General features: G+C 64.0%; 16 protein-coding genes, 1 tRNA gene and 1 pseudogene. 3 read left to right on the forward strand and 15 right to left on the reverse strand.

The window, feature by feature from the left end; all coding sequences use genetic code 11:
* Positions 1-124: 124 nt before the first annotated feature.
* On the forward strand, positions 125-1,234 hold the full coding sequence (locus tag HWX25_RS12840) for a fatty acid desaturase (RefSeq protein ID WP_175908705.1): 1,110 nt from the start codon (positions 125-127) through the stop codon (positions 1,232-1,234).
* A gap of 16 nt (positions 1,235-1,250) precedes the next feature.
* On the opposite strand, the gene HWX25_RS12845 is transcribed toward HWX25_RS12840, so the two are convergent.
* Entirely contained in the window at positions 1,251-1,871 is a 621-nt protein-coding gene (locus HWX25_RS12845) for an HAD family hydrolase (protein WP_175908706.1), read from the reverse strand.
* Between the two features lie 97 nt (positions 1,872-1,968).
* On the opposite strand from HWX25_RS12845, the gene HWX25_RS12850 reads away from it, so the two are divergent.
* Complete coding sequence (locus HWX25_RS12850) at positions 1,969-2,673, forward strand: hypothetical protein (RefSeq protein ID WP_175908707.1); 705 nt, start codon at positions 1,969-1,971, stop codon at positions 2,671-2,673.
* On the opposite strand, the gene HWX25_RS12855 is transcribed toward HWX25_RS12850, so the two are convergent.
* The 10 genes and pseudogenes from HWX25_RS12855 to HWX25_RS12900 form a co-directional block, all read right to left on the reverse strand.
* Positions 2,653-3,372, reverse strand: coding sequence for a putative type VI secretion system effector (locus HWX25_RS12855; protein ID WP_175908708.1), 720 nt, complete (start codon positions 3,370-3,372; stop codon positions 2,653-2,655). The genes HWX25_RS12850 and HWX25_RS12855 overlap by 21 nt on opposite strands.
* Positions 3,373-3,501: 129 nt before the next feature.
* Entirely contained in the window at positions 3,502-6,351 is a 2,850-nt protein-coding gene (locus HWX25_RS12860; protein ID WP_175908709.1) for a T6SS effector BTH_I2691 family protein, read from the reverse strand.
* A gap of 12 nt (positions 6,352-6,363) precedes the next feature.
* Complete coding sequence (locus HWX25_RS12865; RefSeq protein ID WP_244135199.1) at positions 6,364-7,233, reverse strand: DUF4123 domain-containing protein; 870 nt, start codon at positions 7,231-7,233, stop codon at positions 6,364-6,366.
* 128 nt (positions 7,234-7,361) lie between these two features.
* Positions 7,362-10,145 (reverse strand): type VI secretion system Vgr family protein, encoded by a 2,784-nt coding sequence (vgrG, locus tag HWX25_RS12870; RefSeq protein WP_175908711.1) that lies wholly within the window; start codon positions 10,143-10,145, stop codon positions 7,362-7,364.
* A 105-nt stretch (positions 10,146-10,250) separates the two neighbouring features.
* Complete coding sequence (locus HWX25_RS12875; protein ID WP_175908712.1) at positions 10,251-11,045, reverse strand: hypothetical protein; 795 nt, start codon at positions 11,043-11,045, stop codon at positions 10,251-10,253.
* Between the two features lie 345 nt (positions 11,046-11,390).
* A complete protein-coding gene (locus HWX25_RS12880) occupies positions 11,391-12,611 on the reverse strand; it encodes a hypothetical protein (RefSeq protein ID WP_175908713.1) in 1,221 nt (406 codons plus the stop codon).
* Between the two features lie 58 nt (positions 12,612-12,669).
* Positions 12,670-15,303 (reverse strand): annotated as a pseudogene (gene tssI / locus HWX25_RS12885) (type VI secretion system tip protein TssI/VgrG); the annotation flags it as partial.
* A gap of 93 nt (positions 15,304-15,396) precedes the next feature.
* Positions 15,397-16,197, reverse strand: coding sequence for a hypothetical protein (locus HWX25_RS12890; RefSeq protein WP_244135198.1), 801 nt, complete (start codon positions 16,195-16,197; stop codon positions 15,397-15,399).
* Complete coding sequence (locus tag HWX25_RS12895; protein ID WP_059689165.1) at positions 16,182-17,432, reverse strand: hypothetical protein; 1,251 nt, start codon at positions 17,430-17,432, stop codon at positions 16,182-16,184. Before HWX25_RS12895 ends, HWX25_RS12890 begins: the two co-directional genes overlap by 16 nt.
* On the reverse strand, positions 17,422-20,364 hold the full coding sequence (locus HWX25_RS12900) for a type VI secretion system Vgr family protein (protein WP_175908715.1): 2,943 nt from the start codon (positions 20,362-20,364) through the stop codon (positions 17,422-17,424). Before HWX25_RS12900 ends, HWX25_RS12895 begins: the two co-directional genes overlap by 11 nt.
* A 335-nt stretch (positions 20,365-20,699) precedes the next feature.
* Here HWX25_RS12900 and HWX25_RS12905 point away from each other — a divergent pair, with 335 nt between their 5' ends.
* Positions 20,700-22,067: a hypothetical protein gene (locus HWX25_RS12905; RefSeq protein ID WP_175908716.1), complete on the forward strand. Its 1,368-nt coding sequence runs from the start codon at positions 20,700-20,702 to the stop codon at positions 22,065-22,067.
* A 66-nt stretch (positions 22,068-22,133) separates the two neighbouring features.
* Here HWX25_RS12905 and HWX25_RS12910 read toward each other — a convergent pair.
* The 4 genes from HWX25_RS12910 to HWX25_RS12925 all read right to left on the reverse strand — a co-directional run.
* A tRNA-Ser gene (locus HWX25_RS12910) sits at positions 22,134-22,224 on the reverse strand.
* A 159-nt stretch (positions 22,225-22,383) separates the two neighbouring features.
* Positions 22,384-24,399 (reverse strand): sodium:solute symporter family protein, encoded by a 2,016-nt coding sequence (locus HWX25_RS12915; RefSeq protein WP_175908717.1) that lies wholly within the window; start codon positions 24,397-24,399, stop codon positions 22,384-22,386.
* Positions 24,393-24,746 (reverse strand): DUF4212 domain-containing protein, encoded by a 354-nt coding sequence (locus HWX25_RS12920; RefSeq protein ID WP_175908718.1) that lies wholly within the window; start codon positions 24,744-24,746, stop codon positions 24,393-24,395. Before HWX25_RS12920 ends, HWX25_RS12915 begins: the two co-directional genes overlap by 7 nt.
* Before the next feature lie 76 nt (positions 24,747-24,822).
* Positions 24,823-25,641: AMP-binding protein (locus HWX25_RS12925; protein ID WP_175908719.1), on the reverse strand; the 819-nt coding region annotated here is incomplete at its 5' end.

Genomic DNA, 25,641 nt, shown 5'->3' on the forward strand with positions numbered 1-25,641 from the left:
GCGGGTCCATGTGGCCCGAAATGACACCATCATTGGCACCGGCGGCCCTCGCATGCGCCACGACGCGCACCTATGCTTGTCACATCGGCATTGCGCCCCCCTCTTTCCGCACGGATTCCGGTCGATGAGCCAATTTGCACGAACCGTCTTTCGCCACGACGCCGACAAGGTCGCGTACGTCCGCCGCGAGGTCAACGCCGCGAGCGACGCGATCCGCGCGCGCTTTCCGCTGCTCGACAACCAGAACCTCGTCGGCGCGACCGTGATGGCCGTGTCGGTGAGCGCGATGCTCGCGATCGCCTGGCTGTATGCGCGCGGTGCGATCGCGTGGTACGTCGCGCTGCCGCTCGCCGCGTTCGTCACGTCGCTGATCCACGAGCTCGAGCACGACCTGATCCACCTGATGTACTTCAAGAAGACGCCGTGGGCCTATCACCTGATGATGGCGCTGTGCTGGCTCACGCGGCCGGGCACGATCAACCCGTGGACGCGCCGGCGCATGCACCTGCATCACCATAAGGTGTCGGGCGGCGAATCGGATCTCGAGGAATTCGGCATCACCAACGGCGAACGCTGGGGCGTGAAGCGGCTGCTGATGATTGCGGACGGGATGCTCGCGGTCGTGCTGCGGCCGCATGCGATGCGCCGCAAGGTCAAGCAGTACGTGGCCGCGCAGCCGGTGCAGGATGCGGCCGAACGCGCGCAACTGCGCATCGAGCAGGTGTCGTCCTACATGCCGATCGGTCACCTGTACTACGCGCTGTGGCACGCGTTCATCGTCTATCACGCCGGCCTGTTCGCGCTGCATGCGCTCGGCTATGCGGTGACCGTGCCGGCCGTCGTCGAGCGCGTGATGGACGTCGTCGATTTCCTCGCGGTCGTGTGGCTCGGGCCGAACTTCGTGCGCAGCTTCTGCATCAATTTCGTCAGCTCGAACATGCATTACTTCGGCGACATCGATTCGCGCAACGTGATCCAGCAGACGCAGGTGCTGAATCCGTGGTGGATGCTGCCGTTCCAGCTGTTCTGCTTCAACTTCGGCAGCACGCACGCGATCCATCACTTCGTGGTGCGCGATCCGTTCTACATCCGGCAGCTCACCGCGCGCACCGCGCATCAGGCACTGCGTGAAGTCGGCGTGCGCTTCAACGACGTCGGCACGTTCAGGCGTGCGAATCGGTGGGGCGCGTATCGTCCGGCGCGCGGTGTGCGTCAGGCACCGGCAGACGCATAACGCCGGCGGCGCGCCATCAATCGCCGATCGGCGGCATCGGGCCCTGCCCGCGGATCCACGACCAGTTCGCGAGTTCGGCCATTTCCTTGTCGCCGCGGCTGTCGCCGTAGGCGAAGAGCTTCGCGGGCAGCCGGTTGCCCCACCAGCCGCGCAAGCGCACGACCTTCTGCGGGCCCCAGCAGTTCTCGCCGTTCAGCCGTCCGGTGAACGTGCCGCGCTCGAATGCGAGGCGCGTCGCGAGCACCGTGTCGATGCCGGCCGTCTTCGCCCATTTCTCCAGATACAGCGACGGCGATGCGCTGACCAGCACGACTTCATGCCCGCGCGCCTGATGCTCGCGCACCCGTTCCAGCATGTCCGGGCGCACGAGGTTCGGCAGGTAGCCGTCGACGAAGTTGCGCGCCAATTCGTCGAGCGAATCCTCGCGGATCGGCCCGAGCGCAAACCACGCGAACTTCGCCTTCGCATCGCCGCGCGACAACAGGCCCGCCTTCATCGCGACGATCCACGGCAGCGCGCGCAGCCCGGCCCATGCGAATCGCGGCGTGCCGACCGCGTAGCGGACGAAATGGCGAAAGCTGTCGGTAGTCGTGATAGTGCCGTCGAAATCGAATGCGGCGACGATGCGGTCGGTCATGGAGGGACGGGAAAGCGATGGAATGCCCGGGAAGATAGCAGACTCGCGGTGCCGTGCGTGAAACGGCGAAACGCAGCATGGCCCCGGCAGCGGCCGCATGCGGCGCAACGCACGTGGCCATACCGTGCCGTTCGCTCAGCGCTGCGGCCGTGCGGCGAATGTGCCGCTCGATGCGCGGCGCGTAGTCGGGATAGAGATTCGGGAAGCTGGCCTGCGCGGCGCGGAAGCACGCGTCGAGCTGCGGGTGGTTCGCTTCGCCGAACAGCGCGCGGCCGACCGCTTCGGCGGGCGGCACGCGCACGCCTTTGTTGGCCGCGGGTGCCGGCCCGAAGTCGAGCGCCTGCGGCTCGGGCACGCGCGCGGCCGGCGCACCGGGCGGCGCATCGAACGCAAGACGCCCGGGCGTGCGCTCGGGCGCCGTATCGAACTCGAGCCGCTTCGGCTCGTCGGACGGATTCGTCATCGCTGCTTCCGGCCCGGCCCCGCGGTGTTCCGCACACCGGGCTGCCGCCAGTCAGACCGCGCCGCCGTACGGGCGCACGAAATCGACGAGGCCGCGGTTGTAGCCGCGCCGACGGCCTTGCGCTTTCCACATGCGGACCGAATGCACGCCGCCGACGGACAGGATCAGGGCAAATGCAAGCAGCACGGAGATCGTCATGATTTGGAGTGTGGGACCAGACGGACGATCAATGACCGCACGATTGCCGCACCGCTCGGTTGCCGGTGGGCGATACGTCGCGCATTCCTCCACGCGGGCACTGGAACCGCGTTGCGCCCGTCAGTAGCGAAAGATCCGTAGTCCATAACTGGGGCCGTCGCCGTCACGCTTCTTCCCCTTCGACGTCCGTTTCAGGTCGATCACGGCCGGGTCAGCCCACCCGAACGTCTCGAACATGCGCTCCGAAATCGCGATGAACGGTCGGTCCTTGCGGTAGGCCGAAATCGCAAAAAACGACAGCAGCAACGCAACGAAGAGAACAGATATGCCGGTGTAGAAAAACTTGTCGAACATCGATTGTTCGGGCGCCGCAACAAAAAACGCGTAGGCCATGCCTGCCGCCCAGAACGCCAAGATCGTCAAACAGATCTTGGTCGACTTGCGGATATACGCTCGCTTTCCGCTCGTACAGTGAGGGTAGACCGCGATCAGCCCGTCATCGACCCGGCGCACCGCGAAACATGTCGCGCCGGTCGCTGCCGGCTCGGCCACGACCTCGACTTCGTCGTTCTCCCGGAACGGACACCGCCACAGCCAGCCTTCGACATGCGTGTCGCCCACATCGAACGACACCTTATCCACCTCTTCGTTGCTGCTCCCCGCCGAAATGGCAATGCCGGTTGCAAGACCCGTCATTCCCGAAAGGCCGATTCCCACAGCCCCCACGCCGGTCGCCACTTTATCGGCCTCGGTACGCATGAAGTCGCGAGTGGTTTTCGTACGCCGCAGGTTCTGCATCCGACCGCGCACAAGCGTGGCCCGTCCGATTTGATTCTGCATATTGAAATACCTGTCGTCCGTGTTCGTCCAAGTGTTTTCTCGACACATCGCGCCACGCGAAACACCCGGCAGTGGAGTCCTCTTGGCGTCCCCACTCGATGTCCCACCTCCCATCGAACGGAGAATTCGTCATCGCACGCCCGCCAGGGCCTTGCCGAATTCCTCGGTCTGCTTCTTCACATCCCGGTCGGTATAGCGCGGGACTTCACGCTCGATGAAGAAATCTTTCTCCAACCCGGTTCCAAATGCGCATCGGGTACACCAAGCCTCCAGCACGTTGGGGGTGAAATACCAGATCAACCCTTGCACAACGAGCAATACAACCGTCGCCTCCCAACCAAGCAGCATACCCACCGCACGGAAGGCGGCAAACGCCGCGGCGCGTTCGGCCAGCCCCTCGACCACGCCGACAATGACCTGGGTACCGTAGCGACTGGCCACCCGCTTCAACAGCGGACCTGACTTGCCGACGGCGCTGATGAACACCGCCGTGCCCGTCGCGGCGCCGGCCACGACCTTGATTGTCGTCAGGAAGAACACCGTATTCTGCTTCTTCGTCAGGCTTTCGGCAGCCGACTTGCCGTCCATCCACGCACCGATGAAGGCGCCTGCGGAGCCTAACCCGCCGCCGACCAGTTTCCACGCCTGCGATCTCGTTGATTTCTGTAGCGTCGCGTAGAAGGGCGCCATGCTGATATCAACAAGACCCGAGCATAGCGAGGCCCCCGAGCTGATCAGATTGAGCGTGGTGTTTTCGTCGTGCGGCATCACCATCAGCTTGTAGAAATTCACCGCCTCGAGAAGGCTGGTGACGACGGTCACGCGCGCCGAGCGTAGTTGGGCATTACCCTCCTCGGTCAGCTTGAGCTGGTTCCATGCCTCGGAAAGCGCGCGGGACCGCGACGCCTTGCCCATGCCGCCCAACGCTTCTTCGCCCTGGATAAACCCGTGCGCGACGCGCATCGTGTTCAAGACCTCCTTGCGGCTCAATCCCTCCAGCTCGGCCTGCTTCCTGACGAGATTCAGCGTATCGACATCGCTGATGCCCGCGCGCTGCAGGAAAATGGTCTGGATGATCTTTTCCCCGACAAAGTCCGCGCCCTGGTTGACACGGAATTTTCTGAAAATCGAATCGCCCGCGGTCATTGCGATTTGATCGATCTCGAGTGCCCTGATCAACTTGCCGACCGGCGTGATGTTCTTCTGGTCCTTTTCCACTGCAAGACTGGCGAGCTTCTTGTAATAGCCGACGACCGTCTTGATGCTCGCGGCAACCGACGCGATCTTGTCCACGTTGCCCTGCAGCGGCGTCTCCTTGGCGCTTTGCGCGCTCTGCAACGCCTGCGTCAATTGCACGCGCCCGTCCTTCTGGTTCATCGCAATCGCGCGCCACACGATGCTCTCGATCTTCGTTGCGTCCAGCAGTGCGACAAGCGAATCGACGAGGTGCCGTCCCTTGGGCGAGGAATTCAGACCGAAGATCGCCGTGCCCACCGCAACCTCGTACGCAATGCCGTCGAAAAAATCCGAGTCGTGACAGTCGCCGAGCGTCGCCAGCCAAAGCCCCGCCTTCAGCCAGTGACCGATGTCGTCCGTGCGCGCCTCCTGCAACGCCTGCACCTTGTCCTGTATTTCCGCGTACTTCTTGCGAAATGCCTCAATGTCCGCGCGCTTGAGCTTGGCCTCATAACGCGGCCACGCGTCGTCATGCGCGTCCTTCAGGCGTTTCTGCTTCGTTCGGTTGATGTCGGCAATCGTCGCGTCGGTCTTCTGACGCCACGCCAGACGCTCGGCGTCGGAGCGGAACGACTGCACCTGTGCCACGTACGGGCCGCCCAGTCCGTTCTTCGCGAGATAGTCGTAGTCGTCCGCCGTCTGCAGCGAGCGCGTGCGTTCGGGGCCTTCGGGCAACGTGGCGGCACGTTTGCGCAGCGCCGCCGCACTGTCCTTCAGTCCGGCGGTCGTCGCCTGTCCGGTCTCGGACTGGAAACGTGACTCGCTGTCGACCGCCCCCTTCTCGAGCGCCTCCTTCGCCGTATCGATGTCGCGCAGTGCCGTGATCTGAAGCGCACGTTCGACAACGTACCGATCGAGCCACGACACCGCGTCGTTGCGAAATCCGTTGAGTTCGTGCGCGATCCCCACTGCGTCCCACAGCGCCAGCATCATCGGCTGACAGGGCGCACCATCCGACACCGAACTCGCCTGTGCAACCTCGACGAGCTGTGCCGATGCGACCTTGTTCCAGATGCCCTGACGCACCGCCCATGGGTAACGGGTCGTGCATAGGTTCAGCACGTTGTCGCGACAGGCGCCGGTCGCGCCGCGACTGATTTCCGGACGAAAATCGTACGGCAGGCTGCTGACTTCGAGCGGTGTTTCCGCGACATCTCCCGCGTATTCGATCACGTGCTGCAAGTTCGCCGCAGTGAGCGGCGCGACGTGTGGTCCAGGTTTCGGGGCGGCTACCCACGCTGCCGGGTCGATAGCCTGCATGCGATTCCGACGCACTTCCGCCGCCTCCGGGCTGTCGGCGCCGTAGCGCTTGATGGTGGCGTCGCTCCACGGCCGCTCGCTGAACGCGACCCATACCTTGCCGCACTCCTTGGGCTTCTCGATGACCACGTATTGCACACGCAGTGCATTGTGCCCGGTGCGCGAGCAGGCTTTCGGCGCCTCTGCACTTCTCGCGACGGCCGGGTCGAGCAGTTTCGTCAGCGTGCCGTCAGCCGCGCTGGCGTAGACCTCCCAATGGAATTTGCCGCGCGGGCCGCGCTCGTAGAGGAAGTAGACGAATCCTTCACGCAACTGGCGAAGCGCATACTTGCTCTCGGTCAGCGACACCTCCTTGATACCGGCGCCGCTGAACGGGCCCAAAGCCGGCGCGGCAAATGCCTTCGGCACGACAGCGTATCGCGGCAAATACACCGCCAGCCCCTGCAGCTGGCAGACCGCACAACGATCGGCGGTTTCCGACATGTTCTTTCCTTCTTATTGACTTGCTCGCCCGGTCGGCCGCGTTTCACGAATCGCCGCCCAGTCGGCTTCGGTCAGATCCGAGACGGCCAGGCTGTAATACGCGTCTGCAGGCCGATTGCGCAACGCGCGCTGGACAAGCGGATGCAGATCGAAATCCACGCCGAATTCCATCGTATGGATCGCAAACAGTTCGAGATCCTCCGGATCGCTCAATCCGTACGCGCGTGCCCGCGTCAGCATCTCGGGCAATTTCGCGAAATCGTCCGGCTGTACCGCCTGCCCACCCGCGCGCCAGTGCGCCCAGGCTCGATTGATCGGGCGCACATCGAACAACTTCGTCCATTGGCCGTCGTCGAAATGCGGGAACGGTTCGCGTTCGCCATCGGTGCGATCTCCGTCCGGTGCACGGCAGTCAATCCACTCGCCCCAGCGCCCCAGCGTGCGCCACAGCACAACCGGACCCAGCAGAACCCGCCGCTGCGCCGCGTCGCAGACTCGCCATATCCCTTCGAATGCGGCCGGGTCGGCAAGCGCGAGCAATCGCTGCCCCTGACCATCGGCACGCTGCTGTACGAAGATGTTCGACAAATGCCGCACGACTGAATCCGTGCGCTCGGCAGTAAACAGGAAAGCACCAATGCGATGGCCACGCCCTTCCGCCAGCGCGTTCGGCGACCAGTCGTCCACCGTCCGCTCGAGCACGCGGCGGCACATCTCGGCGGCAGTCGGATGGTCGAGATCGAGTTCGACCACCGACGGCCAGTAGTCGGGCGACAAACGCTCCGGACATATCGGCACCTCGACGACCGACTCACCGAGCGTCTTCAGCACATCGATTTCTTCGTGGCTGAACGGATGCAATATCGCCGGCCCGGTCAGCAACAGGCAATGCGACAACCCGAGCGCCGCGCATTGCTCGTGCAACTGCTCGACCGATGGTCGCGGTTGCGGTTGCGCTTGCTCCGATCCGGCTGGTTCGTGCACCGCGTGGTATTCGCTATCGATCCGCATCACAAATCCGCACAGGCCGCGCTCGACGCGATCATATCGCCCATCGTCTGCGGACAATCCTTCGCGCGGCTTCCGGCCAGCGTCGCATCTCCCGACGCGCTCTGCGGACCGGTCATGACATGGCTGCTCGCCTTGAATTCGACTTTCCCTGGTCCGCCGACCACGATATTGCCGCCCTCCATCTTGAGAAACGCATCGGCTGCCGTCAGCAGCAGGCGTTGTTTCGCCTGCACCATCGCGTCGGCGTCGACGCTGGCAAGCGTGACCGCGCGCTGTGCGGCGGCGGCCAACGTCCCGCCGTTCTGCGCCTGCAGACTCGCCGAGCCCGACGCCGCATGCAGCGCAATGCCCGAGTTCTCGACCGAGCGACCGACCGCCGCATGGCCCTGGGTATAAATCGACATGCCATGATTCGCGATCACGCTGGTCTTGCCTTCGGCCGTCACCTGCACGTCCTGACCCGCACTCAGCACCGTCTCCTTGCCGGACACCCAGATATGGCTGCGCGCGGAAACGGCCGCGATACCGTCGGCACCGTGCACGACGAGGTGCGGGTGACTCCATGCGACGGCACTCCCGCCGCCGCCTCCGATGCCATCGGTCGCCGCGCCGCCGCTGCGGGTCGCCTCGAGCGCGTCGCGGCTCTGCTTCAGCCCGGCGACAGCCTCCAACTGGTCCGGCTGCGGCTCCCGTCCCGACGCACCGACGCCGGCCCCCTGGCTTTGTGCCGCTTCGGCGAGATCCCGCACGCGCTGCATTCCTTCGGCAAGGTCCAGGCCCGGCGCGCGTGCATCCATCTGATTCGTGCCGGTCGCCGTCGTGATCAACAGACCCGCGCCGCCACGCAGCGCACCCGAGGCGTCGGTAGCAAGCTCGATTCCATAACCGCGATCAGCGAGACGCCGGTTGTCCTGCTGGTGCTTGATGTGGCCGAGCGTCAGCCCGCTGTTCCGGTCGGTCGTGTACAACTGCGCACGCGACTGGCCCGCCGAGTCATCGAGCAGGAACTGTCGATAGCCGCCAGTGCCAGTCTGGCTCTGTCCGAGGTCCTGCGTCTTGAAACCCGTCAGTACCGCAGGATGATCGTTGCCTGCGAACCATGCCGCGGCATTGCTCGTGCTTCGGCTCGGGCCGCCGACCAATGCGTTGTGCTGCGCGTCGACTTTGCCCTGTCCGTTATAGAGCGCGGCAACTGCAACGGGGCGATCGGGCTGCCCTTCCAGAAGCTCCGTCCATACTTCCTGGCCAACGCGCGGAATCGTCACGCCGCCCCAGTTCGCTCCGGCCACCGGCGTCAACATACGGGTCCACGTGCCGGCGTTCCGATTCGCCGGCGCATTCGCTGCGTGCGGATGCGGCTCGCGACTCGCGGCATTCTCACCACGCTGCGCGTGGTGCTGGATGCGGATGCGGTGGTCCCGCTCCGTATGGACCGGGTCGCCGCTGCCGACCACGATCGCACTTTGTGCGCCGTGTGCGATCGCGACCGCATGCAAGCTGCTGCCATGACCATGTCCCAGTAGTGGCCGGTAGGTCCGATCGGCCGGAATGGCCAAAAAGCGGTTCCGGTACACCCCGTCATCCTCCACCGCCAAATCCTCTTCAGATCCATCCCCGTCCCACGCCAAATCGAGGCCAAGGCTGCCATTCCCCGTGTCGGACATCGCGGGAACGGAGCCCAAATGCTGTTCGATCGCGCTGCGGATGTCGGCGGCCACATTGGCCCGAGCATGATGCTGCACGCGCAGACATATGAACGCGTCGGAAGCGTTCACGGTCGGATGGTCTCCGACCGTGAACCGGAGTCCCGGCCGCAAATCCCGCCGTGTCCCCGTACCCGTGCCCGTCGCCGCATCGACTCGCTGCGCGTCGAGGTGCTGCTGACTGCGCTGCTCGCCAACTGCGGCAGTCTGGTACGCGTAGGGGCCGGCAACATCGCGATCCTCACCAGGCACCACGGCCCCGCTCGCATATGCCGCCACAGGACGTGCCGACAGACGCCGGTAATCCCAGCTTGCACGCGAAACGCGGCCGATACGCCAGCGCCGTGCCGGCGCAAAATGGCGAATGCCGCCGGCTGGGTCGCTCTCGCCCGTCTGATGAAACGGCACACGCTCCGGTTCGCGTGGCAGGAAGCATTCGTTGGAGTCCGCCAGTACGAGCGTATGGCCGCCGAGCGTCTTTGCCTGCGCATCGCCGGCGTGTTCGAACCAGTAGTAAAGCCCTTCTTCGGCCCATAGCCGCGACAGGAACTCGAAATCGGACTCGCCGGCCTGCACGGTCAAGCTGCGCCGCAGGTAGCGCTCGCTATCGGCCAACGCCCATCGCCACGCTGGCACGACCGCGCCGCGCGTGTAATAGCCGAAAATCTGCTCGCTGATGTCGATGACGCTGGCATCGTTGAAGTTGTAGCTGTCGACGCGCTGCCGCAGCATCGCGAGCCAGGGCTCGAGCACGAGACGAATGCGCGCCAGGCCGGCGTTGTAGCCCATCAGTTCGGCCGCGGCGACGTGTGCATGGAACGGGCGCCGCTGGCCGCCACCGTCCGTGGTCGGCCATTCGACGAGTACCGGGCCGCCGACCAGCCGGGCGATCGGCAATGCAGGGTTGTCGGAGAGTGCCGTGATCTGGAAGCGGAAACCGCCGCCGTCGATTGCCTCCCAACCGTCCAGACACTCGGCCACCAGCACATCCTTGCCGAGCGGCGTCGTCAGTTGCAGGAACCGTTCATGCTGTGTCCAGCCGCCAAGCAGCGCCTGCAGGATGTCCTTGCTCGTTGCCATCGTTTCTACACCTTGAGGTTGGCCGTCGCGTCAAAAGCGTTGTCGACGTGCAGTCCGTAAGCCGCAGCCACACGGCAGGCCGCGACGCCGTAGTCCAAGTGTCCGTTACTGGTCATCCAGTCCCATCTTCATGAAAATCTGCGACCACGGCGCCTTGTCTTGCATCGCGACGTGCAGTGCCGACGTACGCTGCCGCAGCAGGCGTACGGTATTCCGCGCCCCGCTCACCGCCTCGCGATCGCGACGATCGAACACCGACACGGCGAACGCACCGTAGGCAACGGCCAACAGCCGGTTCACGTCCGTCGTCTCGTCGATCGTCGACTTCAATACTTCGAGGAGCCGTGCACGGTCCTTCTCTTGCGACGCCGCAAGGGTCAGATATGCAATGATCGACAGCTTATTGACGTCGGTCGTCTTCAGCGCCGTTTCAGCGTGCTTGGCGACGAAGTCCGGGTCGGACACGCGCAGCAGCGCCCGATATGCCAGAATCGACGACACATCGTTGCCGGACGCCAGCAGCCGGTCGACCGTATCGAGCGCCGCCCGGCCGCCGCCGATCTTCGCGAGTTCCATTTCGAGTTGCGGCGCCGACTTGATTGCATCCGCAACGTCCTGCTGCCATGCGGGAAAGATCATCCGCGTGGCGACGAATCGCGCGTCATCCGGCGCCGACGCGTCCCATTGGAAAACGACCGTGCCGCCGGAAATGAATGGCGAGTAAAAATCGTCCGGCGACAGACTGCGCATGCGTACGCGTTGCGGCTGAATCCACGCGTAGTCGCGCCCGGCGGGCACCGACGCGTCCGCCTTGGCAACAGCCCGCCACACGCCTTTCATCTGAACCACCGCCCCCGCCTCTTCGGGCTGTACGAAGGTTTTGTCGCCGACCTGAACCATCACGCCAGGCGATACGAGACCGCCGCTGCCTTTCTTCGGACTCAACTCCGCCACGGCCCAGCTTGGCGCCCGGTTCGCCGTGTAGTAATCGGACAGATTCAGCGTCGCCGTATCGTGCACCGTACGCGCCTGCGCGATCAGCGCGAAGTCCGCCTTGAAGTCGAAGGGGTTTGCATCAACTGGCATCATTGCGCCCTCCAGGCAGATCTGGATGAAACATCAGTCATTTCCGACCCCGGAGACAACCACAACCGATCATTGGCCACCATCTTCCTTACCTCGATATCGTGTCAATCCGTACGACGTGCCGGCACGTATATGACGCCGTGCCGGACCGCTGCCATGCTATTTCCGAAACGTCACCGTCTCGGTGCCGAAGGGTTCCACGTGTCGATTGGCGGGCGCACCGACAATCTCGTTGGCGATCGGCCACAACACCGGCAGGATGCTGACCGGCGAGTCGCTTGCCTCCGCCGTCGCTCGCTGTCCGGCGCCCTTGTCGGTATCGATTTCCACGGTCCAGGCCCTCTGTCGGAGCGTGCAAAACTCATTCGTCGACGTATTGAAGACAACGACCCAACAGAGGAATTTTCCGTGGATCAGCGTCCTGCGCCATTGCGAATATGTGATCCTCCCGACGACCGCGCCGGAAGCCGTTTTTGCAGCAATATCATGGATCTCGTTAAGATCGACTGCAGGAGCGTCGGAGCTCGTCGTTGGCGCACCGCCTTTGCAACCGATTGGCGGTTTGAGTGAGTCGGGGTTTGCCGTCGGGTCCTTCGGCTGGTCATACAGCGGTGCGCTGGCCGGCGAAGTGTCGTTGGCGACGACCGGCAACATGTTGGAAACACGCGACTGGGCAGACGCAATTACGGTAGTGCCAGGCGCAATCCACGGATCCCACGAAATCTCCGGCGAGCCCCATATCGTCTCGACGCCGGGTCCGACCGTACGATCGTTCTGCATGACCCCGATCTTGAGAACCGAAATTTGCGGTGCAGCACAATTCACGCCCTCCGGTCGAATCCGGGCCTGGGCCGAGTGCTTGATCGCATATCCGTCGGGCACCGTTATCGTCTTCCCGTCAAGCCCATAGGGCCCGCCGACCGTCAGGTCGATCTTCGCCTCGTCAAACCAGAACACCGTCAGCTTCTTCTTCGCCAGCACCTTTCCGTCTTCAGTCGCCTCGTGCGCCTCGATGACAGCGTCGTTCAGCGCCTTGCTGCCCTGTTCGCCGGAAATCTCGAAGTCAGCCCAGGAGCCGTCGCCGGGCACCTCGAGTGATTTCGTCTTGTCAGTCTCGTCCGCGAAACGTAGGCGCCCGTCCGGATTCGTCAGCACGACCTGCACGTTCCCCGAGCCAGCCTTGCGCGTGCGGATCCGGCACCGCACACGATGGCGACAGCCCGGAGAGTCGCACTTCACCTGTACGTAGTCGTCGTCGACGCCCGGCGTGTTGTTGATCTGGATCTCGAGCAGATCGCTTTCGACCAGCAATTCCTTGCGTTTTTTATTATCGACGGGCGTCGTCGGTGAACGCCCCGCCGTCTTGAAATCGTCCGCCACGCTGTCAGCCCTCGACGTCGATCTTGAGAATTTCGGAAGCCAGGGTCTTCACCACATGCGTGTGTCCCAGTTCATCCGTCACGCCATGCTGAACATCGCCGTTCGCCAACGTGATCCGGTACGGCCGAAACGCGGCCGGCTTGCCACTGTCGCGATCCTTCAGGATGAAACCTTCGTCGAACGCACGTTCGCGGGAATCCGGCAATGGCGAAAGGTTCGGCGGCGCACTTTGCGGGCCGACGAATACGTGCGATCCGGACTTCACCTGAAACTGCCCCGGTGTTTCGACCGTGATATCCGCGCCGCTGAGCGTGATCCTGTTCGGACCTTGCTGCAGCACGATGGTGTCCTTCGCCAGTACGTCGACGCGGTCCTCGGCCGATGAAACCTGGACCGACTGGTCGGCCACTATCTCCATCGTGGACGTATGTGCCTCCATTGTCACCGGGCCGTGGTTCGCAATGATCTTCACGCCCCCCGTCGCCGCGTAGAAACTCGCAGCGTCGCCGGAAATGCCCGCCACCGTTGCATCGGCGGCGACGTGCGCATCGCCTTGCGCGGTCAGGTGTACGTGTTCCGCCGCATAGGCCACCGCACTATTCGGCGTGGACAGGACGAGATTCGCCGGCGAATCGAATACGACGGCGGCGGTGGCGAACCGCTCGACCGGATCGCCGCCGCTGCGCTGCTTGCCCACGGGCTTGGTCGCGGCCTGACCATTTACTGCCCCCGTGTATTTGCCGTCCTGGGCCGGATCGATCGCCTTGAGGAAATCCGCCTGCGCCGGGTTGCCACCGAGGCCGTCCGCCTTTGCCTCGGTCGCTGCGGCGTCGAGCCCCTTTGCCGTCTCGACGGCCCGCGCAAGCTGGCCGACGCCTTCCGCCAGATCCATTTGCGTGGAACTGGCGTTGGATCGGGCCGTACTGGACACCAGCATCCCTTCGCCGGCCCGCGCGACCGCCCAGCCTTGCGTGGACAGCACGAAGCCTTCTCCCCGATACGCACCACGTGTCGATGCCTGCTGGTCGATCAGATAGCCCTGCGCGAGGCGGCTATCGGCCACCGAATTACCGAGTTCGTGGCGCAACTGGCCGCTCGCATCGTCCATCACCCAGCGGCTGCCCGGCTGTCCGTCCAGCGTCTGAGTCTGCAGACCGGTCAGCGTGCCGGGATGATTGGCACCACTGCCATCGCCGGCCGCAAAAGGCGGCTTCACGCGCCCGCCGTAGACCTGTCCGAGCACGACCGGTTGGTCGATGTTGCCCGAATCGAAACCCACGACAACTTCCGCGCCAACACGCGGCGTAAAGACATGCCCGAAATTCGGACCGGCCGCCTGCTCGGCAATTCGCGCCAGCACCCCAGACCGGTGATCGCCGGGCGCATGCCCGGCCGGATTCGACCGGCTCGCGGTATCGGTCAGCCCGCCTGGCAGCGGTGTCGTACCGCGCATCCAGGGAAACTGGATACGCACCTGATGATCGCGTGTGCTACTGACGCTTGCGCTCGGCTCACCCACCACGATCGCGGTCTGCACGCCGTGCACGAGCGGACGCTCGACGAGCGGCGGAATGATCGGCACGCCATCAGGCACGGCGACGAAGCGGTTGCGATAGTGCCCGGCCGTCAGTTCCCCGCGCTTCAGCAGTTCGCCGATCTCGGCCCCGAGATTGTTGACCGCCTCATGTTCGATCGACAGCGGCACGAACGTGTGCGAGCGGTTCAGATAGCCGGTCAGCGTGTGGGTCTTGCCGACTTCCAGCATGCGCGCCGTACCTGCGCCGTAGTGAATCGTCTTGGGCAGGCGCAGCGCGTCGAGCCGCTGTTCGGCATAGCGCTGCGCTTGCGCCGACGTATCGAAACGGCCGGCCCGCTGGCCGTCGAACACTTCGCGCACCGGAAGAACCGGGGCATCCGCATCCGCTGCAGCCGCGGCGTGACCCGCCAGCGCCTGCACTTCGCTTGCCTTCCAGCTCGTCGCGACGACCTTGTCGGGCACCCACTGGTGGCGTTCCGTGAATTGCGTGATGACGCCGTCGGGATCGCCGACGTCCTGAATTTGATAGCCGATCGACGTGCCGTTCTTCCGTTCGGCGCGGTGGTCCGCGATCACGACCGTATGATTGCCGGACGGCTTCGAACCACTGGCTTCCTGAGCATGCTCGATGTGAAACGAAAGGCCGGCTTCCGACAGCAGCCGCAGGACGAACGCAAAGTCCGTCTCGCGATACTGTCCACGCAGCGCGTAGGTACGCTGCGCATCGCTGACGTCGTATCGCCAGTGCGCTTCAGGATAGTCGCCGAACACGCGATCGCAAATGCCCATCGGGTCGAGATCAGTGAAATACAGGCAATTGCGACGCAGATGCAGCAATGCGAGCCACGACTCCAAGGTCAGCCGGTAACGCGTGATCTCGCCGTCTGTATCGGCATAGGCCGCGTGCGTGACGTAGCCGTTCCAACTGCGTTCGCCCGCCCCCGTCGCAAGGCGCAGGCGCGCGGCACTGCCGATCAGCGGACCGAGATCGAGAAAGGGTTCGCTCGATAGCACATCGATTTCGAAGCGAAACGATTCGTTCACTGCCTCGCGGCCGTGGAAGCGTTCGACCGCGAACGCTCCGGCCATGACCGTATCGATCTGGATGTGGCGAGTGGCTTGTGAATAGCCCTTCAATGCCGCAACGACGTCCATTTCAATCCCCTGCCCTCATGCGGATTCCGCTTGTTCGAATCGTTCGCTCGCCGTGGTTGCCGACCGAGCGTCAATGCATTGACCGGCGCCGATCTACTCGATGCCAAGTGCCTTTTTCTTCGCGTTGCGTTCGTTGGCCTCGTCCACCAACTGCTGAACGGACCGATACGCGGGATTCCGGATGCCCAGCTTCTCCTGCTTCCCCTTCCCGCGTAAAAACATCCACTCCGGCCACGCACGGACATGATTGACCGAGCCGACGACGAACTCCCCACACGGTGGAATGTTCAGTTCCCGTGCCGTCTTTTCGCCGGCCTGATAAGCCGGGTAGTCGGGGCTGAACACGCGGTCCTGGCACGTGTCGTGCCACAAAACCATCTTCTCGCTCTTCTCAGCTTCCGAAAAATCGTCGAATACGAAGCCGCCCGCGTTCGAAAGCGGGATCTTGCGCAGATTGCCCTGTGCATCACGTATCCCCACCAGCCAGTGCGCGTTGTCGTCCTTGTCGTACTCCTGCCACGGATTGATCGCCTCCCGCAACGGGTGCCGGCGCCCGTCCCGGTCCACCAGCAGGAACACGATGCTGCTGTACGGATAGCCGCCGCCCCGCTCGAAAGTCGGGTGCCCCTTCACCTTGACAATGCCGTTCGCGGGCACGCTGACTTCATAACCATCACTGGCATGAACCAGGTCGATACCGTCCTTCTGGTCGAACAATGCGACGACGGGACCGACGTAATCGGACGGAATCAGAAAAATGAGCGGCATACGGGAACCTCTTCCAAATCCAGGCCACGCGGCGGCAACGGCAACCGCGATACACAAGGCCAGCAATACGTAGCGGGCACGCGAAAAGCGTCCGGGCTTGTTCGACGACACTATTTCCTCTTCCATAACGATGGATCCAGATCCTCGCCGTCTTTCGACCGGCCCTCGTTCGGATCGCGATGCAGGTGATAGTCGTTCCACGCGGACACCGTCAGATGACGCGTGACGGGCGGGCTCTTCACGCTGTCTCGCAGTCGCTGCCATACCTGACCGACGTCTTCATAGGCGGAAATATGCATCGGCACCTCGAAGCCGCCGCTCACGCCGTCGCCGATCTTCGTGATCGGATCCGCGGCCCATGCAACCTGGTCCATCCCGGGCAGGATGATTGGCGGCGGCATGTCGCCCATCGGATACTGGGTGCCATCACTCATCCGCACGGTCGGCGATCCGGCAGGCGCCTTGATGTCCGGCTCCGCCGGGTAGTCGTCCCGACGATCGGGTGTGCCGCCGAGTACCTGGGCGAAAAGCCACATCCGCGAGCCGAAATTGCCTTCGGTCGTCAATTCCACCCGCATCACGTTAGCAAACATGATCCGGCGATTGTCGCCGAACAGATGAGTGGCCGGCGTGCCGATCCGGACATGGGTACCGAGAAACAGCTTGTTCCCTGCAGGGTCCTCGATGAAGGCTTCGCAGTTCGGAAATCCGTCGCCATCGATCAGGATGACGATATCCATCCATTTACGCACCCGCTCGATCTTGATATTGAGGTGGCCGTGCACGTCAAGCGACGGAACGACCGTGCGCCCTGCTTCGCGCAGCGAGAAACGGGAACCCCTGAACGCGAAATTCTTCCCGTCGTACACGAAATTCATGTCGGCGACCTGCTCCCCGGCGTGCTCCTGGGAAAACGCATTCGCCGTTGCTTTTCCTTCCGGCCGATAAAGCGGGTCGACGTAAGGCTCCGGACCATCCGAAAACACGGTCGGACCGGACGACGTGTTCGACGCCGTGAATACCGAGTCCGTCAGTCGCTGCTTGAAGGCGGCGAGCGAACCCTGCGCGAAATCCAGGCTGAAGACCTGCCATACCCGAGAAGTCACGCGCCCGGCCCGGCGAGCCGGATAAATCGCATGAAAACTCTCTTCCAGGGAAAAGCCGCGATTGTCGCCGTGAAACCGGAAACCCAGTGGCTCGAACTTTTTGTTGGGATGAAACGAGCGAACGTTGATGTCGTATTTCACCAGTTTCACCAACTCCACCGGCGTGGGACGGCCGTCCTGCATTTCCTTCTGCGTGCTGTTGGTCTGCGTCAGCACCTTGGGGCCGGGTTTCGTGACGACGGGATCACCAGCCATGGTCGATGTCCTCGTTACCCGTGTATTCGACTCGTACCGGCTTCGACGACGAGTGCGTGGAAAACGTGGCCGTCCGTCCATCCCCCGCGCGACTGATGCCCTCCAGTTTTTCGCCGCCTTCTCCCACCATGCGGTACGGCAGGTTCTTCAACGGTTCGCCCGTCGCGGCGTCGTGCAGATGATAGTACTCGTTGTACTGCCCGAGATCGCCCCACTTCCCTTGCTCCCGGGGAAAATCGGTCGCTCCGGCGAACTGATGCTGTGCGGCGTGAATGACCAGCTTGCCGGGACACCCGAACGTGACGTTGCCACCTTCGATCGTAATGTGCGCGCCGCCGCTGACTGCCAGATTCACGGTCGTCTTGCCCGTCAGTTCGACATTCGCGTTGGCCGATACCACCTTCAGGGCGTCTTTCGCCCGTACCGCCAGCGCATCGTGCTGCGCCTGCAGATCGAGGTTGTCCTGGCCTGAAACCACGGTAAGGCCGGCGCCGTTCGCGGCACGCGCACCGGCCAGCCAGCCGACGCCCTGTCCGCTGTGAATCCGCAGCGTCTGATTGACCGCGAAGTTCGTGTCGGCACCGCTGCCGAGCGTCAGCGTTTCGCCCGCGGCCCATTGCAGTCCCTGTCCGGCCAGCATGCCCTGGCCGCCCTGCGCAGCGACGCCCACCAGGGCATCACCCGTATGCGGAAGCGGTTTGCCGACTGCCCGTTCCTTCGCATCGCCGAGCGCCTGCGAAAAACCGTCCTGACCGACGGTCGTTTTCAGGCTTCGCTCCAGCGACTTGAGCGGCGCAGTCCCGGCGTCGAGCCGCGACCGGGCAGACTGCCGCGTACCGCGTTGCACGGCGAGTGGCACGGTGCCGTGCTCCCCGGCCGCACGGTCGAGGGATTCCGCCAGCACGGCCTGCTGCGAAAAAAGCGCCTGCAACGCCGACGCCTCCCCCGCCGGCTGACCGGAGCGCAGTGCATAGCTCGTCAGCAATGCGCCTCGCGTCGCGCGCAACGCGCCATACGCATCCGTGCGCACTTCAAAGCCTTGCCCACGGAAGCTGCCGAGATAGTTGTCCGCCTGATAACGCAAATGGCCAAGATTGAGTTGCGTTGCCGCATGCGTGGTGCTCATCTGCAAGCGGCCCATGCCATCGCTGTCGTCCGTGACGAGCTGGTTTGCACCCTGGCCGTCGAAACCCTGGCTCTTGAAGCCCGACAGCGCGCCGGCATGCGCATGGCGGTCCGCCCCGCCACCCACGCCATGCCACATTGGACTATTGCCGCCGGCCACGTTGCCTTGCCCGCTGGCCGCGAGATCGGTCGCCTGCGCATAAACGGAAGCGTCGGCCGGCTGCGCAACGGCGCCGCCCGGCGTGGGCTTATCGCCGCCTTCTCCCTGCCCGTTGAACAGGCCGCCGAGGACGATCGGGCGATGAATCAGCCCATGATGAAACTGCACGAGCACTTCCTGTCCGATGCGGGGAGTCTGCTGCAAGCCATGTCCGTCACTGGCAAGACGCTGCATCGCGCGCGTCGGGTACGTACCCTTGTCGCCTTCGGCCTGCCAGTGAAACCGCAACCGGATACGTCCCTGCCCGTCCGTATGGACCGGAACGTTCGCACCGGGCTCGGCTTCCCCCCGCGCACCGACGACGATTGCGGTCTGCGCCCCGATGGCTGTCGGTGCCGGATTCCACCGCTGGCCGGTCCCGTCGTCCAGCGTAGGGCGCCAAACCTGTTCACGCGGAACGGCTTCGAAGCGATTCGCATACCCCCCGGCTTCTGCCTGCTTCAGCGTACGCGCATCGACGTCAGGTAACCGCAGCGGCCCCAGCCGGTGCTCGAGCGCCTCGAGCACGGTTTCGGGCAGATTGTTGACACCGACATGCGCGACGTCGGTCAGCAGGAACGTATCCTGTATCGCGCCTTCATCGCGCAAATGCTGACGCCATGCCGCGCCGGCCACGCGTACGTTCCGACCGCATCGCGCGGTGCGAACGGTGCTGTAGCCTGTCCAGAATCGCGCCTGCGAAAAAATTGCATCCGCCTGCCGCCGCGCGGCATCGTCGGCCTGGCGAAAGCCGTCAAACGCCTCGGGGCCGACGTCGTCATACAGTTCCCGTGCGCCATCGGCGTTACCTAGACTCGCCGAACTCGTGACCGATTGATTTCCGCGGTAATCGCTGCTGAGCAGTGTCACGCGATCGGCCATCAGCGTGAGCGATTGCCCCATGCCGAGAATGGCATCATCCGGTTCAACGGTCGCGCCGCTCATGCGCTGCGGCACGCCACCGCGACGCGTCGACGTATCGTCTTCCGGCAATTGCGCGCTGTCGTCGAAAACCATCATCGTGTGGCCGGCGGGCGCGTCATCGTCCTCGACGAAGCAAAAACCCAACCCGGCCTCGGCCAGAACGTGCAGGACAAAATCGAGATTGCTGTGCGCGCGATATTGAACGACGTAATCGCGAGTCCCCACCGCCTGAATTCGCTGGTTTGCGTCGGCGGTATATCGCCAGCGCGCGATTTCGCCATATTCCCGGAATATCCGGTCCAGAATATCGGCTACCGATTGATTGACGAACGTACGCTGATCACGCCCATGCTCGAGCGCGGCAAGCCAAGGTACCAACTGCAGGCGGTAGCGGGCCAAACCCGCGTCGAAACCGATGCATTCAGCCTCCGCGACGAGGCCACTGCGGGTCGCGATACTGCCGTCGGTCAACGCCGTATGTACCGCGGCGCGTTGCCCGAGCATCGTTTCCAGGTCGAGCGCGGGATCGCTTGCCAACGCGTAGACATCCCAGACGAAATTTGCGGACAACCGCTCCCGCCCGGTCCAGCGCTCGACTTGAAGCGACGCGATCGCGCCTGGACCTTCAAGAGAATAAAGGCGATTGGCGCTGAATAATGTCGTGATTGACTTCAATACGTCCATGCGGCCCTCACCACTTTCCCGGAACGTGATTTGTTTGCTTGCGATGTTACAACAATACAAGGATCATGTAGCCAAATCAGGTACAGTTATCTTTTGTTCAGTAATTTTTACCAAATAAATCACACCCGCCTCAATCCCGGCAATTAATTTTAAATGGTCTGCCATTCGCAGAACGATTGGATCCCAGGATGGTGGGTTGCGGACAACCCGGGTCATATGCTCCGGGCAACGTCGCCCGGCGCGATCGTTCAGTTGCTTAGCAGGCCCCGCGGCCAGCGTGCGAATGGATCGCGAACCCGCGGCGGAGGGAAGGGTTCAAAACACGGGGTTCAAGCATGAGTCAGCGCCCTACCGTGCGTTATGCATTCGGCGTCGTTGTTCTATTCCTGTCGGTATGGGCCATCGCACTGCTTTACTGGCGGCTTGCCGGAAGGACGCCCAGTACGCGCGATCTTGTACTGGTCGGCATCGCCCTGCCGTTGCTCGTGATCACCGCATTTGTCGGCCTGCGTACCGGCACCATGCGTGCACCTGTGTCGAGCGCGTCCGAGCCGCCAGCCTCGGCGGCAAACTCGCCCCTCGCCGACGATGGCGAATCGGCCACCACCCTTTTCGTGCTCGACAGCAGCCTGCGCGTCCCGGCCGGACACACGATCGACGACGTCGCGACAGCCGCACGCCGAGGCACACTGGTCGATCTCCATGATCGATTGAAGCGAGCCGATGGAAGCCGCATCTTTGCGCGGGAGGACAGCACGATTTCGCTCGACGAATTTGACGAAAGTCTGCTTCCCCCAGGATCTGCCGGAAAACTGGACGACGAACACTGGCGCGCGCTGATGTTGGCCGGCAACGCGCTCGACGATTTGTTGTCTCGCCACGCCACGGCCGGTGGCGCAATGCGAAGCGCCGCGGATACCGTGCCGCCCGTCGAACTGCACGTGCTGTTGCCCGCGCGCTGGCGAGAGGTCGCGCCGATACTCGTCTCGTGGCTCGACGGCCATGCCGCCCGCGCAAGCTGGCATTCAACGGTGGCCGTCGCACGGACGCACATCGTCACGCACCCGGCAGAGGCGCTGGCCGTGCTCGATGAGTTGAACCGGTCGCTCAACCACAACCTGCTTCCGAACCGGCACATCGTACTGGCTTGCGATTCATGGTTGAGTGAAAGCGCCGTGAATGTCCTCGATCGTCTGGGCAATCTGTATGGCCGAGACCACGTCGATGGAATCGTCCCTGGCGAAGGCGCGTGTGCATTGCTGGTCGCTCCGCCGGGAAATGGGGAATCGGCTCCCGCACCGGGCATACATCGCATCGCATTCGCCACGAAGCACAACGACCGGCCTATCGAGCGGCTCCTCGACGACGCGCGGAGACTCGCTGACGATGCGAATGTAAAAATGAAAAACTGTGCGCTGGTCAGCGACGTCAGCCAAAGCGCTCGCCAGCGCAATGAAATCGCCAGCGCAATTAGCGCGACATGGCCCGCCGCAGACAGGAGCGGACATGATCTGCATCTCGGGCTGGCCAACGGGCACAGCGGGGCAGTTCTCACGCTAGCGGCGGTCGCCGTGGCCGCCCAGCACTGCCTGAAGGCGTCACAACCGGCCTTCGTCGTAACGCTGGCCGACCCGCTGTCGCAAGCCGCCTTGCTCGTCACGCCGCCGGCAGATGCCATCATCGATTCGGCGCTGACCGCCTAAGCATTCCGTGCGGTAACAAACCCGCCACGGAAACAAAAATGCCCGCTTGCGCGGGCATTTGAATTCTGGCGGAGAGAGGGGGATTCGAACCCCCGATAGGCGATTAACCTATACACGCTTTCCAGGCGTGCGACTTAAACCACTCATCCATCTCTCCGGGAAGACCGAGAGTATAGCAAACTTCCGCGACGTCCCGCCACTCCCTTGATAAACGCCGCCGCGGTGGGTTACGACCCAAAATAGACGACGTACCGGACGCCCCACTCGCGGGGAATGTCGCACCGACGTAGGGTGCCACCACCGCACTCACCGCCACTCATGGATGCCGAATGTAATCCACCAACGCCCTCGTATACTCATCCGGCTGTCGATCAAGCAAACTCACCGCGATCGCCACCGCGAACCCCGCCGGCACGCCGAACACGCCTGAACTGATCGGCTCGATCCCGAACCACGTCCGCCCAACGAACCCCGTCAGCTGCGTGAAGTACGGATACGTCGACACGATGTAGTACACGCACACCGCCAACCCCGTCACCATCCCGGCGATCGCCCCGCGCGTCGTCGTGCGCTTCCAGAACACCCCAAGCACGAGCACCGGAAAGAAACTGGACGCCGCAAGCGAAAACGCCGCCCCGACCAGAAACAGAATCTTCCCCGTATTGAGCGACGCGACATACGACGCGAACAGCGCGACACCAAGCAGCAAGACCTTCGAGATCGTCACGCGCCGCTGGCTCGACGCATTCGGCGCGACCATGCAGTAATAGACGTCGTGCGACAACGCATTCGCGATCGTCAGCAGCAACCCGTCCGCGGTCGACAGCGCCGCGGCCAGCGCTCCGGCCGCGATCAGCCCCGATACGACATACGGCAGCCCCGCGATCTCCGGCGCGGCCAGCACGACCATGTCCGGCTGCATCTGGATCTCCGACCAATGCACGATGCCGTCGCGAATCACCTCGACGACGCTGATCAGGTCCGGTTCGAAGTGGTGCCACTGCGTGACCCACGCGGGCAGCTCGGCGATCGGCCGCCCGACGAGGCTGGTGAGAATCTCGTACTTGATCATCACCGCGAGCACCGGCACGCTCAGGTAAAACAACGCGATGAAGAACAGCGTCCAGCCGACCGAACGCCGGGCCGATGCGACCGACGTCGTCGTGTTGTAGCGCGTGAGGATATGCGGCAGGCTCGCAGTGCCAAGCGACAGGCACAGCAGCAGCGCGAGGAAATTCCGCTCGCGCGGCTTGCGGTCGTCGTCGTTCGCTGCGGGAAACGGCTCGTGCATCGGCACGGGTGGCTCGGCACGTGCCAGCAGATCGTCGCGCGCCTGGGTCCAGGTCACGCGCGCCGCCGTCGGGTCGCGCGGGAAGTCGGCCAGCTCGCGCTCGCGCTGATTGATCTCGCGCAGCGGCCCGTTGTGGCGCCGCAGGTCCGCAAGCTGATCGACGAGTTGCCGGCGAGCGTCCGCATACGATGCGGGCAAGCAATCGAGCTGCGCCTGCACGACCGCGGCCTGCCGGCGATACGCATCGCGCACCTGCTGCTCCTCGGCCGCGTCGCGCAGTTGCGCCTCGCGCGCCGCCACGCGTTCCATCAGCTTGCCGTAATTGAACTGCGGCACAGGTCCGAGGCCGTTCTTCATCGCGATCAGCGACACGGGAATCAGGATCGCGCTGATCAGGATGATGTACTGCGCGACCTGCGTCCACGTGACCGCGCGCATCCCGCCGAGAAACGAGCACACGAGAATGCCCGCGAGCCCGCAGAAGATCCCGATCGCGAAGTCGACGCCGATGAAGCGCGTCGCGATCAGCCCGATCCCCTGAATCTGCGCGACCAGGTAGACGAACGAGCACAGGATCGCGGCGCCGGCCGCGAGCGCGCGCACGGCGGTGCTCGAAAAGCGCGTGCCGAGAAAATCGGGAATCGTGTAGCGCGCGAGCTTGCGAACATACGGCGCGAGCAGGAACGCGACGAGGCAGAACCCGCCGGTCCATCCCATCACGTACGCGAGCGCATCGTAGCCGGTTGCGTAGAGCGAGCCGGCGAGACCGATGAACGACGCCGCCGACAGCCAGTCGGCCGCCGTCGCCATCCCGTTGAACGCGGACGGCACGCGCCGCCCGGCCACGTAGTATTCGACGAGATCGGACGTGCGCGACAGCAGCCCGATCACCGCATACACGGCAATCGGCACGAACAGGAACACGTAGCCGATCCACACGCCGGAACCGGTCGCGCGCTCGATCCGCCACAGCAGCAGCACGAACCCGAGAAAGCCGAGCGTGTAAAGCGCGTACGCGCGAATCAGTCGATGCGTCAGCATGGATCAGCGGCATGGTGCGCATTGCCCGCCTGCGCCGCATGTTCGTCGTACGCGCGCCGCAGCACGCGGTCCGCGCGCTGCATCAGGCCGATGTAGACGACGATCAGCACGAGATACACGAGAATCGCGCCCTGCGCGCCGACATAGAACGGCAGGCTGAAACCGGCGAAGCGGATGCCCGCGAGCGCGGGCGCGAAGAACGGCACGACGAACGACACCGTGAAGCCGATCGCCATCAGCACCACGATCAGCACGACGTTGAAACGCCAATAGCGCGCATGGGCACGCGCGAGCGGCTCGGGAACGGGCGGCGGCGCGGCGGGCGCCGGACGGGACGGAACGGTCATGCCGTTATTTAGCAAAAAGCCCCTGCGCGGGCAATCGGGATTGCCGCGCAGGGGCTCGTGCGCGCAACAGGCGCGGTCAGCGCACTTCGGCGAGCTGCTCGAGGATCGCCGGATTCTCGAGCGTGGACGTGTCCTGCGTGATCGCCTCGCCCTTGGCGAGCGAGCGCAACAGGCGCCGCATGATCTTGCCCGAGCGCGTCTTCGGCAGGTTGTCGCCGAAGCGGATGTCCTTCGGCTTCGCGATCGGTCCGATCTGCTTGCCGACCCAGTCGCGCAGCGTCTTCGCGAGCGCCGCCGCTTCCTCGCCCTCCGGACGCGAACGCTTCAGCACCACGAACGCGACCACCGCCTCGCCCGTCGTGTCGTCCGGGCGGCCGACCACCGCCGCTTCCGCAACCAGCTCGTGCGAAACCAGCGCCGACTCGATCTCCATCGTGCCGAGCCGGTGACCCGACACGTTCAGCACGTCGTCGATGCGGCCCATGATCGTGAAGTACCCGGTGTCCTTGTCGCGCACCGTGCCGTCGCCGGCGAGGTAGAGCGTGCCGCCGAGTTCTTCCGGGTAGTAACTCTTCTTGAAACGCTCCGGGTCGCCCCAGATCGTGCGGATCATCGCCGGCCACGGACGCTTGACGACGAGAATGCCGCCTTGCCCGTTCGGTACGTCCTGCCCCGTCTCGTCGACCACCGCGGCCATGATGCCCGGCAGCGGCAGCGTGCACGAACCCGGCACCGTTGGCGTCGCGCCCGGCAGCGGCGTGATCATGTGCCCGCCGGTTTCGGTCTGCCACCACGTGTCGACGATCGGGCAGCGTTCCTGGCCGACGTGCTTGTGGTACCACATCCACGCTTCCGGATTGATCGGTTCGCCGACCGTGCCGATGATGCGCAGGCT

Source organism: Burkholderia sp. BCC1640, from assembly GCF_902833125.1.
Classification (GTDB): Bacteria; Pseudomonadota; Gammaproteobacteria; order Burkholderiales; family Burkholderiaceae; genus Burkholderia; species Burkholderia diffusa.

Coding starts and splice junctions, on each gene's coding strand:
- HWX25_RS12895 (WP_059689165.1), bottom strand. CDS start 17,432: ATGGCTGGTGATCCCGTCGTCACGAAACCCGGCCCCAAGGTGCTGACG.
- HWX25_RS12855 (WP_175908708.1), bottom strand. CDS start 3,372: ATGCAGAATCAAATCGGACGGGCCACGCTTGTGCGCGGTCGGATGCAG.
- HWX25_RS12840 (WP_175908705.1), top strand. CDS start 125: ATGAGCCAATTTGCACGAACCGTCTTTCGCCACGACGCCGACAAGGTC.
- HWX25_RS12915 (WP_175908717.1), bottom strand. CDS start 24,399: ATGCTGACGCATCGACTGATTCGCGCGTACGCGCTTTACACGCTCGGC.
- HWX25_RS12850 (WP_175908707.1), top strand. CDS start 1,969: ATGCGGCGCAACGCACGTGGCCATACCGTGCCGTTCGCTCAGCGCTGC.
- HWX25_RS12845 (WP_175908706.1), bottom strand. CDS start 1,871: ATGACCGACCGCATCGTCGCCGCATTCGATTTCGACGGCACTATCACG.
- vgrG (WP_175908711.1), bottom strand. CDS start 10,145: ATGGCAACGAGCAAGGACATCCTGCAGGCGCTGCTTGGCGGCTGGACA.
- HWX25_RS12905 (WP_175908716.1), top strand. CDS start 20,700: ATGAGTCAGCGCCCTACCGTGCGTTATGCATTCGGCGTCGTTGTTCTA.
- HWX25_RS12860 (WP_175908709.1), bottom strand. CDS start 6,351: ATGTCGGAAACCGCCGATCGTTGTGCGGTCTGCCAGCTGCAGGGGCTG.
- HWX25_RS12900 (WP_175908715.1), bottom strand. CDS start 20,364: ATGGACGTATTGAAGTCAATCACGACATTATTCAGCGCCAATCGCCTT.
- HWX25_RS12920 (WP_175908718.1), bottom strand. CDS start 24,746: ATGACCGTTCCGTCCCGTCCGGCGCCCGCCGCGCCGCCGCCCGTTCCC.
- HWX25_RS12890 (WP_244135198.1), bottom strand. CDS start 16,197: ATGGAAGAGGAAATAGTGTCGTCGAACAAGCCCGGACGCTTTTCGCGT.
- HWX25_RS12875 (WP_175908712.1), bottom strand. CDS start 11,045: ATGGTTCAGGTCGGCGACAAAACCTTCGTACAGCCCGAAGAGGCGGGG.